Origin of the sequence: Brevundimonas subvibrioides ATCC 15264 (assembly GCF_000144605.1) — a bacterium.
Classification (GTDB): domain Bacteria; phylum Pseudomonadota; class Alphaproteobacteria; order Caulobacterales; family Caulobacteraceae; genus Brevundimonas; species Brevundimonas subvibrioides.
Genome location: NC_014375.1, coordinates 3,325,450 through 3,339,343, shown reverse-complemented (window position 1 = coordinate 3,339,343; position 13,894 = coordinate 3,325,450). Strand labels below are relative to the sequence as shown.

The following is a 13,894-nucleotide window of genomic DNA, read 5'->3' as shown; positions in this document are numbered from 1 at the left end:
CGGCAATCTCTAGCGACTCATGACGCGGAAGGCGAGATGTCCCTCGACCCCTCCCGCTCCGACGCGGATGGGTCTATGTGGCCCGGCATGAACGCCCTTGTGACGCCCCCCGTCGCCGCCGCCCGGCCGACGCTTTCCCAGGCCCCCCTCTCTCAAGATTGGGACACCCTGGACCACGGCAAGTTCGCCGACGAGCCGACCCGCATCGCCGCCCTGCTGGCGACCCCGCCGCTGACCGGCCCCGCCCGCGCCGCCGTCGTCGCCGATGCGGTCCGGCTGGTCGAGCACGCGCGCAAGAGCCAGAAGAAGCAGGGCGTCGTCGAAAGCTTCCTGCAGGAGTTCAGCCTCGGTACCCGCGAGGGCCTGGCCCTGATGTGCCTGGCCGAGGCCCTGCTGCGCACGCCCGACGAGGACACCCGCGACCGGCTGATCGCCGAGAAGATCGGCTCGGCCGACTGGGCCAGTCACCTGGGGCAGTCCGACAGCCTGTTCGTCAACGCCTCGACCTGGGGGCTGATGCTGACCGGGCGGCTGGTCGACGCCGACGAACAGGCCAAGACCGACCTGCCGGGCTTCCTGACCCGCGTCGCCGGTCGTCTGGGCGAACCCGTCATCCGCCAGGCCGTGGCCGCCGCCGTCCGTATCATGGGCGAGCAGTTCGTCGTCGGCCGCACCATCGAGGCTGCGCTGAAGCGCTCGAACCGCGAGGGCTGGCTGTGCAGCTTCGACATGCTGGGCGAGGGGGCCCGCACCGCCGCCGACGCCGAACGCTACGAAAAGATCTATGCCGACGCGATCACCGCCGTCGGCAAGACCGCCAAGGGGCAGGGCCCCGAGGTCGGTCACGGCGTCTCGGTCAAGCTGTCGGCCCTGTCGCCCCGCTATGAGGCGACGCATGAGGACCGGGTCTGGTCCGAGCTGTATCCCCGCATCCTGCGTCTGGCCCGGATCGCCGCCGCCGCCGACATCAACTTCACCATGGACGCGGAGGAGGCGGATCGCCTGGCCCTGTCGCTGAAGCTGCTGGACCGGCTGGCGCACGAACCGTCGCTGGGATCGTGGACCGGTCTCGGACTCGCGGTCCAAGCCTATCAGAAGCGCGGGCCCGAGGTCATCGCCCGCGTCGCCGATCTCGCCCGGACCTCCGGCCGTCGCCTGATGGTCCGTCTGGTCAAGGGGGCCTACTGGGACACCGAGATCAAGCGCGCCCAGGTCATGGGCCGGACCGACTATCCGGTCTTCACGACCAAGGCGGCGACCGACCTGAACTATCTGGTCTGCGCGCGCGCCATGATCGACGCCGCGCCGCACCTCTATGCCCAGTTCGCCACCCACAACGCCCACTCGCTCGCCGCCGTCCACCGCATGGCGAAGGATGCGGGCGTGAAGATCGAGTTCCAGCGTCTGCACGGCATGGGCGAGGCGCTGTATGAGGCCGCCGCCGAGACCTTCGGCCCCATGACGGTCCGGGCCTATGCCCCCGTCGGCGGGCACGAGGACCTGCTGCCCTATCTGGTGCGCCGCCTGCTTGAGAACGGCGCCAACTCCTCCTTCGTCCACGCCCTGCTGGACGAGCGGGTGCCCGCCTCCGCCGTCGCCGCCGACCCCATCGCCGCCGTCGAGGCTCACCCCGACCGCCACGCCAAGATCCCGACTCCCAAGGACATGTACATGGACCGCCAGAACTCGCTGGGCCGCGACTATTCGCAGAAGGCGGACCGCGATCGCCACGCCGCCGCCCTGGCTCGCGTCGATGCCGAGCGCTTCCTGTCCGGCCCCCTGATCGAGGGCGGTCTCGGGGCCGGTCAGGATCCCCGGGACGTCACCAACCCTTTCGACCGCGCCCAGGTCATCGGGCGGGTGTCGGAAGCGACGACCGAGGACATCGACCACGCCGTGGACATGGCCCAGCGCGCGCAGGTCGCGTGGGACAGGGCGGGCGGCACGCGCCGGGCACCGGTGCTGCGCGCCATGGCCGACGCGCTGGAAGCCGACATCGACCGCCTCGTCGCCCTGCTGTCGCGCGAGGCCGGCAAGACCCTGAACGACGGCGTCGCCGAGGTGCGCGAGGCCGCCGACTTCTGCCGCTACTACGCCAAGCTGGCGGAGAAGGACTTCGGCGGTCCGCAGACCCTGACCGGCCCGGTCGGCGAGACCAACAAACTGGTCCTGCACGGACGCGGCGTCTTTGCCGCCATCAGCCCGTGGAACTTCCCCTTGGCCATCTTCACCGGCCAGATCGCGGCAGCGCTGGCCGCCGGCAACGCGGTGCTCGCCAAGCCCGCCGAACAGACGCCCCTGATCGCGGCGGAAGCGGTCCGCCTGTATCACAAGGCGGGGCTGAACCCCGACCTGCTGGCCCTCGTCCCCGGTCGGGGCGAAACGGTCGGTGCGGCGCTCGTCAGCCACCCCGGCATCGACGGCGTCGCCTTCACCGGCGGCACCGACACCGCCGGCGCCATCAACCGCGCGATCGCCGCCCGGTCCGGGCCCATCATCCCCTTCATCGCCGAGACGGGCGGGCTGAACGGCATGTTCGTCGACACCACGGCGCTGCGCGAACAGGTCATCGACGACGTGATCGGCTCGGCCTTCGGCTCGGCCGGCCAGCGCTGTTCGGCCCTGCGCATCCTCTATGCGCCCAGGGATTCGGCCGACAGCCTGATCGAGGGGCTGAAGGGGGCCCTGGCGGCCCAGGTCCTGGGCGACCCGGCCGATCCGTCCACGGACATCGGCCCGGTCATCGACACCGAGAGCCGCCAGGCGCTGGAGGTCCATATCGGCCGCCTGATGAAGGACGCGAAGATCCTGGCCCGGGCCACCATGCCGGCCGGCGCCGAGCGCGGCGACCTGTTCGCCCCCACGATTGCCGAGATTCCGTCCCCGGACTATCTGGAACGCGAGGTCTTCGGCCCCATCCTGCACATCTACCGCTACGACCCCGCCGACCTGAAGTCCGTCGCCGGCCGTCTGGCCGCGCGCGGCTACGGCCTGACCCTGGGCGTTCACAGCCGCATCGAGGCCTTCGCCGAGGAGGTCGTCTCCCTCGTCCCCGCCGGCAACGTCTACATCAACCGCGGCATCACCGGCGCGGTGGTCGGCGTGCAGCCCTTCGGCGGCGAGGGCCTGTCGGGCACCGGGCCGAAGGCGGGCGGGCCGAACAGCCTGATCCGCTATGCGTCGGAAAAGGCCATCAGCAACAACATCTCGGCCCAGGGGGGCGATCCGGCGTTGCTGAACTTGTAGGGGGCAGACCTTGCGGGGCGTCTCCTCCCCGTCGCCGCTTGCCGATGGGGAGGGGGACCGCGAAGCGGTGGAGGGGATCTGGGCCCGCACCGTGCCTTGGGGTGAAGAACCCCTCCGTCACGGCGCAAGCCCCACCGCTTTGCGACAGGGAGGAGACCCCGCGAAGGTCAACCAAGAGTCGGGAGCAAAGATTGGTTTGCCACGCCTGACGGCGCATCGCGTCGAGGTGTTTTTGCAGGCAACTCGATGCTGGACGTCGTTCTCAACCCCCGACCGATTCTGACGTACCCCCGTGCCACCCTCCCGGCATGTCCGAGCCCTATCGCATCCGCAGCCCCGAGACCTGGGAGGCCGCGCGTCTGGCCTATCTGGAGGGGTGCAGCGCCGACGAGGTCTGCGCGCGGTTCGGTCTGGGGCTGTCGGCCCTGCGCAAGCACGCCCGGGCGGAGGGCTGGCGCCGCGCGGACCAGGCGGAGGCCGAACCCTTCGAGGACGAGGACGACGCAGACGACCTGCCCGACATGGACGACCCCGCCCTGGCCGAGCTGGCCCGTCGCCGGATGGGGGTGGCGGCCCGACGCGGGCGGCTGACCGAAGCCCTGCGCTGGGCGCGCCTGCGCGATTTCGCGCTCCGCCAGATGCGGGACCAGCAACGCCTCGCCGCGGGTCTCGCATCCCCCGATGACGCCGAGACGCCAGGGTCCCCGCCCCAACCGTCTGACACGCCCCGCGAAACGGCCCGGGTCATCCTCGCCCGCGCCCGCGCCGAAGTGCACGAAGTACACGAAGTCCACTCGAATTCGCCGTTCGAACCCGGCCTCAACCGCACCGAACGCCGTCGCCGCCTCAAGGCCATGAGGAAGCAGACCGGACCGCCCTGACGCCCGTCTTTACGCTCCCCTTATGCGGTCGCCCGCCTTCCGCATCGTCCCCTTACGCCACCTTCTGCGACACCCGGCCTAGAAACTGAGCCCGGAGACTTCGGCATGGCCGACGTGATTTTTCTGGCGCTGGGCGGCGGGGCGTTTGTCGCCTTCGCCGTTCTCGCCGTTCTGCTGAACAAGGTGTGACGATGCTGCTGAACCTCCTGTGGGGTGCCGGCGCGGTCGTCGTCGCCCTGTATATGATCGTGGCGCTCGTGCGCCCCGAGCGGTTCTGAGGAGCCGCCGGTCATGACCCTTCAAGGCTGGGCGGAAATCGCCCTCACCCTGGGCCTGTCGGTCGCGCTCGGCTGGCCGCTCGGGCTCTATCTGTCGCGCGTCTGGAACGGCGAGCGCACCTGGCTCGACCCCGTCCTGCGTCCCGTCGAAAAGGTCTTCTACGGCCTGGCGGGCGTGAACCCGGACAGGAGCCAGGGCTGGGTCGGCTATGCCGGCGCCCTGGTCGTCTTCAACGCCATGGGCTTCGGGCTTCTGTATGCCATCCTGCGTCTGCAGGGCGGCCTGCCGCTGAACCCCCAGGGCTTCGAGGGCGTCTCGCCCCATCTGGCCTTCAACACCGCCATCAGCTTCGTCACCAACACCAACTGGCAGAGCTATGGCGGGGAGACGACCCTGTCGACCTTCACCCAGATGGTCGGTCTGACGGTCCAGAACTTCCTGTCCGCCGCGACCGGGGCCGCCATCGCCGCTGCCCTGGCCCGGGCCTTCGTGGCCAGTCGCGGCGAGGGGGTCGGCAACTTCTGGGCCGACATGACCCGGACGACCCTGTATCTGCTGCTGCCCGCCTCGATCGTCCTGGCCGTCCTCCTGGCCGGTCTGGGCGTGGCCCAGTCGCTGGCGGCCTCGGCGACCGCGACGACGCTGGAAGGCGCGGATCAGACGATCGCCCTGTTCCCGGTCGCCAGCCAACTGGCCATCAAGATGCTGGGCATCAACGGCGGCGGCGTCTTCAACGTGAACTCCGCCCACCCGCTCGAGAACCCCTCGGCCCTGACCAACCTGATCACGGCCGTGTCGATCAATGTCCTCGGCTGGGCCGCATTCTTCGCCTTCGGCCGCAGCGTGATGGCGAAGAAGGAGGTCCGCGCCCTGGTCCTGGCCGGCCTGATCCTGCTGGGCGGCCTGACCGCCGCGATGTACGTCGCCGAAAGCCAGCCCGCGCCTGCGCTGCAGGCCGCCGGCATCAGCCAGCCCGTGAACATGGAGGGCAAGGAGACACGCTTCGGCATCGCCTCTTCCGTCGCCTGGGCGGCTCAGACGACCGGGGCGTCCAACGGCTCGGTCAATGCGATGCACGCCAGCTTCATGCCCCTGTCGGGCGGCATCCAGATGTTCCTGATGCAGCTGGGCGAGATCCTGCCCGGCGGGATCGGCTCCGGCATCGCCCTGATGGTCGTCATGGCCATCCTGTCGGTCTTCGTGGCCGGTCTGATGGTCGGACGGACGCCCGAGTATCTCGGCAAGAAGATCGAGGCGCGCGAGATCCAGTACGCCATGATCGGCCTGCTCGCGATGCCGGCCGCCATCCTCGGCTTCGGGGCCGTCGCCGCCGTCTATCCGGAGGCGCTGACGGGGCTGCTCAACGCCGGGCCGCACGGCCTGTCGGAGATCCTGTACGCCTACACCTCGGCGGCGGCGAACAACGGCTCGGCCTTTGCCGGTCTGACCGCCAACGCCCCCTGGTGGAACACGACGCTCGGCATCGGCATGCTGCTGGGGCGGTTCGTGCCCGCCGTGGCGGTGCTGGCGATCGCCGGATCGCTGGTGGCCAAGCCGAAGCTGGCACCCTCCGCCGGCACCCTGCCGACCGACGGCGGCCTGTTCATCGGCCTGCTGATCGGCGTCATCCTCATCCTGGGCGGACTGCAGTTCTTCCCCGCCCTCGCCCTTGGACCCATCGTCGAGCATTTCCAGATGCTCGCCGCTGCGGCCCGGTCGTGATCCGTCTGGACACCTGAAATGACCTTCGCACATCCCGAAACCACGGCCCCGGTGGTGGGCCGTTCCCCCAGTCCGCTCGGCGGGGCCCTGACCGGGGCCATGCTCGGCCGGGCGGTCGGCGACGCCTTCATCAAGCTGAACCCCCGGCACCTGCTCGGGAACCCGGTGATCTTCGCCACCTGGCTGGTCGCCCTGCTGGCCACCGTCTCGGCGGGGGTGGCGATCACGTCGGGCGGCGCGGCCGGCTTCGCGATCCAACTGGCCGTCTGGCTGTGGCTGACCGTCCTGTTCGCCAACGTCGCCGAAAGCGTCGCCGAAGGCCGGGGCAAGGCCGCCGCCGACAGCCTTCGCGCCACCCGGGTGGACACCAAGGCCAAGCTGATCGTCGATCCGGCGACCGGCACCATCGTCCCCACCCCGGCACACCAGCTGGGTGTCGGGCAGATCGTCTTGGTCGAGGCGGGCGACGTGGTCCCCTCGGACGGCGAGATCGTCGAGGGCGTCGCCTCGGTCAACGAGGCCGCCATCACGGGTGAAAGCGCCCCCGTGATCCGCGAGAGCGGCGGCGATCGCTCGGCCGTCACCGGCGGCACCACCGTGGTCTCCGACTGGATCAAGGTGCGCATCACCTCGGCCCCCGGCTCGACCTTCCTGGATCGCATGATCGCCATGGTCGAGGGCGCGAACCGGCGCAAGACGCCGAACGAACTGGCCCTGTCCGTCCTGCTGGCCGGCCTGACGCTGGTGTTCCTGATCGCCGTCGTGACGTTGCTGGGCCTGGGGGCCTATTCGGGCGTGACGCTGGATCCGATCGTGCTCGGGGCCCTGTTCATCACCCTGATCCCGACCACCATCGGCGGCCTGCTGTCGGCCGTCGGCATCGCCGGCATGGACCGGCTGCTGAAGGTCAATGTCCTGGCCACCTCGGGCCGTGCTGTGGAGGCGGCCGGCGACGTCGACACCCTGCTGCTCGACAAGACCGGCACCATCACCTTCGGCAACCGCATGGCCACCGAGGTCATCCCCGTTCCCGGTGTCCGTCCCGAAGCGGCGTTGCGCGCGGCGGTGACCGCCTCCCTGGCCGACGAGACCCCGGAAGGCCGCTCGATCGTCGAGCTGGGCAGACAGGCGGGGATCGTGGTCGAACAGCCCGCGGGGTCGAAAGCCATCCCGTTCAGCGCCACCACCCGCCAGTCGGGTCTGGAGTCGGGCGAGAACGCCTGGCGCAAGGGCTCGATCGACGCGGTGCTGAAGTCGCTGAACATGACCCAGGACGCCGCCCCGGCCGAGTTCCGCGCCGCGGTCGACCGGATCGCCCGCTCCGGCGGGACGCCTCTGGCGGTGACCGAGAACGGCGTGCTGGTCGGCGTCATCCACCTGAAGGACGTGGTCAAGCCGGGCGTGAAGGAGCGCTTCGCCGAGCTGCGCCGGATGGGCCTGCGCACCGTCATGATCACCGGCGACAACCCGGTGACCGCCGCCGCCATCGCCAGTGAGGCCGGCGTCGACGACTACCTCGCCGAGGCGACGCCCGAGGACAAGATGCGCCTCATCAAGGCCGAACAGGCCAAGGGGCGGCTGGTGGCCATGTGCGGCGACGGCGCCAATGACGCGCCCGCCCTGGCGCAGGCCGACGTCGGCGTGGCCATGCAGACCGGGGCCCAGGCCGCCCGCGAGGCCGGCAACATGGTCGATCTCGACTCCGACCCCACCAAGGTCATCGAGATCGTCGAGGTCGGCAAACAGCTGCTGATCACCCGCGGGGCCCTGACGACCTTCTCGATCGCCAACGACGTGGCCAAGTATTTCGCCATCATCCCGGCGATGTTCGTGGTCGCCCTGCCGGCGCTCGGCGCGCTGAACGTCATGGAGCTGGGCAGTCCGGAAAGCGCCATCCTGTCGGCGGTGATCTTCAATGCCCTGGTGATCGTGGCCCTGATCCCCCTGGCCCTGCGCGGCGTCAAGTACCGCGCCATCGGGGCCGGGCCGCTGCTGAGCCGCAACCTGCTGATCTACGGCCTCGGCGGTCTCGTCGCCCCCTTCGTCGGCATCAAGCTGATCGACCTGGTCATCACCGGTCTCGGTCTGGCCTGAACCTCATGTCCTCCCCGTTTTTGAAAGCCCCTTCGATGTCCCGCAAGTCCCGCTTCAAGGCCTCCGGCTCCAACGACGCCCTCTTCGCCGGTGCGTGCCTCGTCGCCATCGTCGTCTTCGGCATCGCGTCCCACGCCGACGCCCAGACGACCCCGCCCGAGGTGGCCTGGAATGTCGCCATCGGCTCCGACTACGTGTTCCGGGGCGTCAGCCAGACCGGGGAAGACCCAGCCCTCTCCGGTGGCATCGACCTGACCAGCGGCTCATTCTACGTCGGGGCTTGGGCCTCCAACGTCGCCTTCCCGGGCGATGACGACACGGATGCCGAGATCGACCTCTACGGCGGCGTCCGCCCCGAGGTTGCGGGCTTCAATCTGGACCTCGGCGTCGTCGGCTATCTCTACACGAACCAGCCGGACGGGGCGGACTACAGCTACGCGGAGATCAAGGCGGCCGCGTCGCGCGCGGTCGGTCCGGCGACCCTCGGTGCCGCGGTCTACTGGTCGCCCGACTTCTTCGGCGCGTCGGAGGACGAAGCCACCTATGTCGAGGCCAATGCGGCCTTTTCGCCAGCCGATCGCTGGACCGTATCGGGCGCGTTGGGCCGCCAGTTCGTTTCGTCGGACTTCGACTACACGACCTGGAATGCAGGTGTGACCTATGCCCTGACCGACCGCCTGGGCCTGGACGTGCGCTATTCGGACACCGACGAACATGATTTCGGTGACATCTATGGCGCGCGGGCCTTCGCGTCGCTGAAGGCGGTGTTCTGATGCTGAGCCAGCTTCGTCCGGCGGTCGTGATGGTCGCCCTGTTCACCCTGCTGCTGGGTCTGGCCTATCCGCTGGGCATCACTGGCCTGGCGCAAGGCCTCTTCCCGGCCCAGGCCAACGGCAGCCTGATCCGCGACGCCGACGGCACCATCCGCGGGTCGGCCCTGATCGGTCAGGGCTTCACGGAGGCCCGCTACCTGCACCCGCGCCCGTCTGCGGCCGGTGATGGCTACGACGCCTCGGCCTCGTCCGGGTCCAATCTGGGTCCGCTGAACACGGACCTGGCCGACCGCATCAGGACCTCCGTCGCTGAACAGCAGGCCGAGACGGGCGGCAAGCCGATCCCCGCCGATGCCGTCACCACCTCGGCCTCGGGCCTCGACCCGGACGTGTCCCCGGCCTACGCTCGTCTGCAGGCGGATCGCGTGGCCCGGGCCCGCGGCGTCCCTGTTTCGGAGGTCCAGGCCGTGATCGATGCGAACACCCGGGGAGCCCTGCTCGGCTTCATCGGTCAGCCCACGGTCAATGTCCTGCTGACCAACCGGGCGCTCGACGAACGCTTCCCGACCCGTTGAGACGACCTTCGATGGACAACCCCGTCAGATATTTCGAAGTCCCTGTGCTCGATCTCGATCGGGCCCAGGCGTTCTACGAAAGGGTGCTGCAGGTCACCCTGGAGCGACAGATCGTGGACGGCTACGACATGGCGCTGTTCCCCTGGGTCGAGGGTGGGCCAGGTGCCACGGGGGCCCTGGCCAGGGGGGACGTCTATGTTCCTGCGAAAGCGGGGGCCCTGGTCTATTTCACGGTCGTGGACATCGAACAGGCGGTGCACCGCGCCCAGGCGGAGGGCGCGCGACTGCTCTATGCGGTCAAGGTCGTCCCCGGCGGACGCGTCGCCGAGGTCGAGGATTCCGAAGGCAACCGGATGGCCCTCTTTCAGGTCGTCGAGGCTTGAGTCCGGACCCACCGGTCGAGGCTGGCCGTCTCTCGCGGCGGCCCAGGCGCGGCCGGCTGAAGGTCTTCCTCGGCATGTCGCCCGGGGTCGGCAAGACCTATGAAATGCTGCGCGCCGCCCGTCGCCGGAAGGCGGAGGGCGGCGACGTCGTGGTCGGCGTGGTCGAGACCCATGGACGCAAGGAGACCGAAAGCCTGCTGCGCGGGCTGGAGGTCATGGCCCGCCGTCCGATCGAACACCGCGACCGGACCCTGCTGGAGTTCGACATCGACGGGGCCATCGCCCGACGCCCCGAACTGCTGCTGGTCGACGAATACGCCCACTCCAATGCGCCGGGCTCGCGCCATCCCAAACGGTGGCAGGACGTCGAGGAGATCCTGGACGCCGGCATCGACGTCTGGACCACCCTGAACGTCCAGCACCTGGAAAGCCTGTCCGACGTCGTCCTGCGGATCACCGGGGTGCGCCAGAGGGAGGCCGTGCCCGACAGCGCGCTCAGCCGCGCCGACGACATCGAGGTCGTCGACATCACGCCCGAGGAACTGCGCAAGCGTCTGGAGGAAGGCAAGGTCTACGTCCCCGAGACCGCCCGCCTGGCCTCGCAGAACTTCTTCAGGATCGAGAACCTGACGGCCCTGCGCGAACTGGCCCTGCGCCGCGCGGCCCAGACGGTCGACGACCAGCTGGTGGCGACCCTGCGCGAACGCGGCGTGCAGGGGCCCTGGGCGGCGGGCGAGCGGGTGCTGGTCCTGATCGGCGGCGACGGCATGGCCGGGATGCTGGTCCGCACCGGCCGGCGCATGTCCGACATGATGATGGATGCCCCCTGGACCGTCGCCACGGTGGATCGACCCTCCAGCGCCTCGGGCGACGTGGGCCGCGCGCAACGGCTGGCCGAGGCCTTCAAACTGGCCGAGCAGCTGGGCGGGCGCACGGTCTTGCTCACCGGCGACGACGTGGTGCGAACCGTTTCGGACTATGCCCACAGGAACAACATCACCCAGATCGTCCTGGGGCGGTCGGTCGTCACCGGCTGGCGCGCACGCTTCAGCGAGGTCTTCGGCCGGTCGCTGGCGGCCGAGCTCCTGCGCGCCGCCCGGGGCGTGGCGATCCATGTCGTCACCGACGCGGCGACGCCGGATACGCCCGCGTCCCGCCCGGCGGTCCCGGCGGGCGAACGGCTGTGGGACGGGCGCGGCTATGCCATCGGCGCGGCCTTCGTGGCCTTCGCCACGGGCCTCGCCCTGCTGCTGGACCGCAGTTTCGAGCGAGTCGATCTGGGCGTCCTCTATCTGTCGGCCGTCCTGGCGGCGGGCGTCCTGTACGGCCTGCGTCCCGCGCTGGCGGCGGCGACCGCGGCCTTCCTCGTCTACAATTTTCTGTTTCTGGAGCCGCGATACAGTTTCGCCATCGGCTCCCCCACCGACTTCCTGACCCTGTTCGTCTTCTGGGCCGTGGCGACCGTCACGGGCGTGCTGGCCGGTCGGGTGCGTGAGCAGGCCAGACGGGCCCAGCGCCGCGCCTCGGCCGTCTCCGCCCTGCTGGTCGCCAGCCAGAGCCTGTCGGCCGCCGAGGACCGGGGCACCGCCGCCCGTGTCCTGGCCGAACAGACCGCCGCTGCCGCCGGGGCCCGCGCCGTCGTCCTGCTGCCAGAAGGTGAGGACATCGCCGTCGCCGCCCTGGCCCCGCTGAAGGCCGGCGCGACCGAACCGCCGCACACCCTCAGCCCCGCCGACATGGCCGCCGCCCGCTGGGCCTGGGAGCGGGGGGAGGCGGCCGGACATGGCACCGGGACCCTGCCGCAGACGCGCTGGACCTTCCGGCCGTTGAACGGGGTGCGCAAGCGCTCGGGCGTCGCGGGGGTCGAGGCCGCCGCCCTGGCCCCCGGCTCGGACGAGGAACGTCTCGCCCTGGCCGTCATGGATCAGGGGGCCGTGGCCCTCGAACGGGCCGAACTGGCCGGACAGGCGCTGGAGACCGAGACCCTTCGGCGCACCGACCGGTTCCGCGGGGCCCTGATGAACTCGGTCAGCCATGACCTGCGCACGCCGCTGTCGACCGTGCTGGGCTCGGCCACCACCCTGATCGACTATGGCGAGACCCTGAAGCCCGAGGTCCGGGCCGACCTGCTGACCTCGATCCGCGAGGAGGCCGAACGTCTGAACCGCTATGTCGGCGACCTGCTCGACATGACGCGTCTGGAGGGCGGCGGCCTGAACGTGAAGGCCGACTGGACCGACGTCCGCGACGTGCTGAACGCGGCGGCCGAGCGGGTCTCGTGGCGGCTGGGCACGCGCGACCTGACGCGGGACTTCCCCGCCGACCTCAGCCTGGTGATGCTGGATCAGGGTCTCCTGGAACAGGCGGTGGTCAACATCCTGGAGAATGCCATCGCCTACAGCCCCGACGGCTCGCGGATCGAGCTGGCCGCCTATGAGGATCGCGGATCGGTCGTGATCTCGATCGAGGACGAGGGGCGCGGCATCCCGACGGCCGAGCTGGAACGGGTGTTCGACAAGTTCCGCCGCATGGACGAACCCTCTGACCGGTCGCAGGGGGCCGGCCTGGGCCTGGCCATCGCCAAGGGGTTCGTGGAGGCCATGAACGGCCGCATCGCCGCCGCCAGCCCGATCCACGGCGACCTCGGCACCCGCGTCCTGATCAGCCTGCCCAAGGCCATCGCGACCCACCACCAGCTGCTATAACGGCCACTCCAGCCAGACGCGTTTTCTTGACGCGAACCGCTTCTCATTCCGCTTGAAAACGCTTTGGTCATGTCCGCCGCCCGCACAACCGTCCTCGTCATCGACGACGAGCCCCAGATCCACCGTTTCCTGTCGCCCGCGCTCGACGCCGCCGGGTTCGACCCCAAGCGGGCCGACAGCGGGCAGGAGGGCCTGCGCGCCATCGCCCTGTGGAACCCGGACGCCGTCGTGCTGGACCTCGGCCTGCCCGACATGGACGGCAAGGACGTGCTGAAGCGGGCCCGCGAGTTCTACGCCGGACCGATCGTCATCCTGTCCGCCCGGGATCGCGAGGCCGAGAAGATCGAGGCGCTGGATCTGGGGGCCAACGACTATGTCGAGAAGCCCTTCGGCGTCGGCGAGCTGCTGGCCCGGCTGCGCGCCGTGCTGCGTCAGACGGCCCCGCGCACCGCGCCGACCGGGCCGATCGCGGCGGGCGAGGTGTCCATCGACCTCGACCACCGTCGGGTGACCCGGTCCGGAGAGATCGTCCGTCTGACGCCCAAGGAATACGACGTCCTCGCCCATCTGGCCCGCGACGCCGGAAAGGTCATCGGCCACCGCGACCTGCTGGTCGCGGTCTGGGGTGCCGCGCACCGTGAGGACACCCAGTATCTGCGTGTCGTCGTCGGGCAGTTGCGCCAGAAGCTGGAAGCCGACCCCGCCCGTCCGACCCTGATCGAGACCGAGCCGGGCGTCGGCTACCGGCTGAATGCGTAACTTTGGGCCGTCAGCGCCGGGTCATGGCGACGGTCCCCAGATGGACGCTCCCGAACGGCAGGAGGGGCAGTCTGAGCCGCGCGGTTCCCGAAAAGCCGCTGGGGGTGCGCGAGGCCAGGGTGAAGGCCATTCTGGCGTCGTCCATCGTGAGGGTCACCACCAGCTGACCCCTTCGAAGCTGGCAATCGGCCGCCTCGCCGTCGGCCGTGCAGGTGATCCCGGACGGCCCGCGCGGGCTGACGATCAGGGGCATTTCCAGCCGCCCGGTGTCGGTCTGGATGGTGATGCTGGCGTCGCCGCCTTCCGCCGGTGTCATGGTCAGGGCCCAGGTCCCGAGGACCTCGCTGCGCTGCAGGGATTGGGCATTCGCCGCGCCGGCCGTCAGGGCGGCCGTCATCAGAACAAGCAACCCCAGCGTTCTGGTACCGGCCATGCTGCGTCTCCTCGGCTCCGCAAGGAGGCTAGGGTGCGGGGACG

The 13,894-nt window shown here is 70.1% G+C and carries 11 protein-coding genes; 10 read left to right on the top strand and 1 reads right to left on the bottom strand.

The features are described from left to right. The first annotated feature begins 87 nt into the window (after window positions 1–87). From putA to BRESU_RS16150, 10 genes are all read left to right on the top strand, one after another. Window positions 88–3,246: a bifunctional proline dehydrogenase/L-glutamate gamma-semialdehyde dehydrogenase PutA gene (putA, locus tag BRESU_RS16190; protein ID WP_156796198.1), complete on the top strand. Its 3,159-nt coding sequence runs from the start codon at window positions 88–90 to the stop codon at window positions 3,244–3,246. Between the two features lie 308 nt (window positions 3,247–3,554). Beyond that, window positions 3,555–4,127, top strand: a complete 573-nt coding sequence (locus BRESU_RS16185; protein WP_013270649.1) for a hypothetical protein — start codon at window positions 3,555–3,557, stop codon at window positions 4,125–4,127. A gap of 191 nt (window positions 4,128–4,318) precedes the next feature. Beyond that, window positions 4,319–4,405 carry a potassium-transporting ATPase subunit F gene (locus tag BRESU_RS17490; RefSeq protein ID WP_349313572.1) on the top strand — a complete coding sequence of 29 codons (87 nt, stop codon included), beginning with the start codon at window positions 4,319–4,321 and terminating at the stop codon, window positions 4,403–4,405. 13 nt (window positions 4,406–4,418) lie between these two features. Beyond that, the gene (gene kdpA / locus BRESU_RS16180) at window positions 4,419–6,128 is read left to right on the top strand and encodes a potassium-transporting ATPase subunit KdpA (protein WP_013270648.1); all 1,710 of its coding nucleotides are present in this window, start codon (window positions 4,419–4,421) and stop codon (window positions 6,126–6,128) included. An 18-nt stretch (window positions 6,129–6,146) separates the two neighbouring features. Next, complete coding sequence (gene kdpB / locus BRESU_RS16175) at window positions 6,147–8,222, top strand: potassium-transporting ATPase subunit KdpB (protein ID WP_013270647.1); 2,076 nt, start codon at window positions 6,147–6,149, stop codon at window positions 8,220–8,222. 35 nt (window positions 8,223–8,257) lie between these two features. Then, window positions 8,258–8,995: a TorF family putative porin gene (locus BRESU_RS16170; RefSeq protein WP_050762524.1), complete on the top strand. Its 738-nt coding sequence runs from the start codon at window positions 8,258–8,260 to the stop codon at window positions 8,993–8,995. Next, complete coding sequence (kdpC, locus tag BRESU_RS16165) at window positions 8,995–9,570, top strand: potassium-transporting ATPase subunit KdpC (RefSeq protein ID WP_013270645.1); 576 nt, start codon at window positions 8,995–8,997, stop codon at window positions 9,568–9,570. The genes BRESU_RS16170 and kdpC overlap by 1 nt, the downstream gene beginning before the upstream one ends. Before the next feature lie 11 nt (window positions 9,571–9,581). Next, window positions 9,582–9,953, top strand: coding sequence for a VOC family protein (locus BRESU_RS16160; RefSeq protein WP_013270644.1), 372 nt, complete (start codon window positions 9,582–9,584; stop codon window positions 9,951–9,953). A 74-nt stretch (window positions 9,954–10,027) separates the two neighbouring features. Beyond that, window positions 10,028–12,658, top strand: a complete 2,631-nt coding sequence (locus tag BRESU_RS16155) for a DUF4118 domain-containing protein (protein WP_156796344.1) — start codon at window positions 10,028–10,030, stop codon at window positions 12,656–12,658. Window positions 12,659–12,727: 69 nt separating this feature from the next. After that, window positions 12,728–13,417 carry a response regulator gene (locus tag BRESU_RS16150; protein ID WP_013270642.1) on the top strand — a complete coding sequence of 230 codons (690 nt, stop codon included), beginning with the start codon at window positions 12,728–12,730 and terminating at the stop codon, window positions 13,415–13,417. Between the two features lie 10 nt (window positions 13,418–13,427). On the opposite strand, the gene BRESU_RS16145 is transcribed toward BRESU_RS16150, so the two are convergent. Beyond that, window positions 13,428–13,850, bottom strand: a complete 423-nt coding sequence (locus BRESU_RS16145; protein WP_013270641.1) for a hypothetical protein — start codon at window positions 13,848–13,850, stop codon at window positions 13,428–13,430. Window positions 13,851–13,894: the final 44 nt, after the last annotated feature.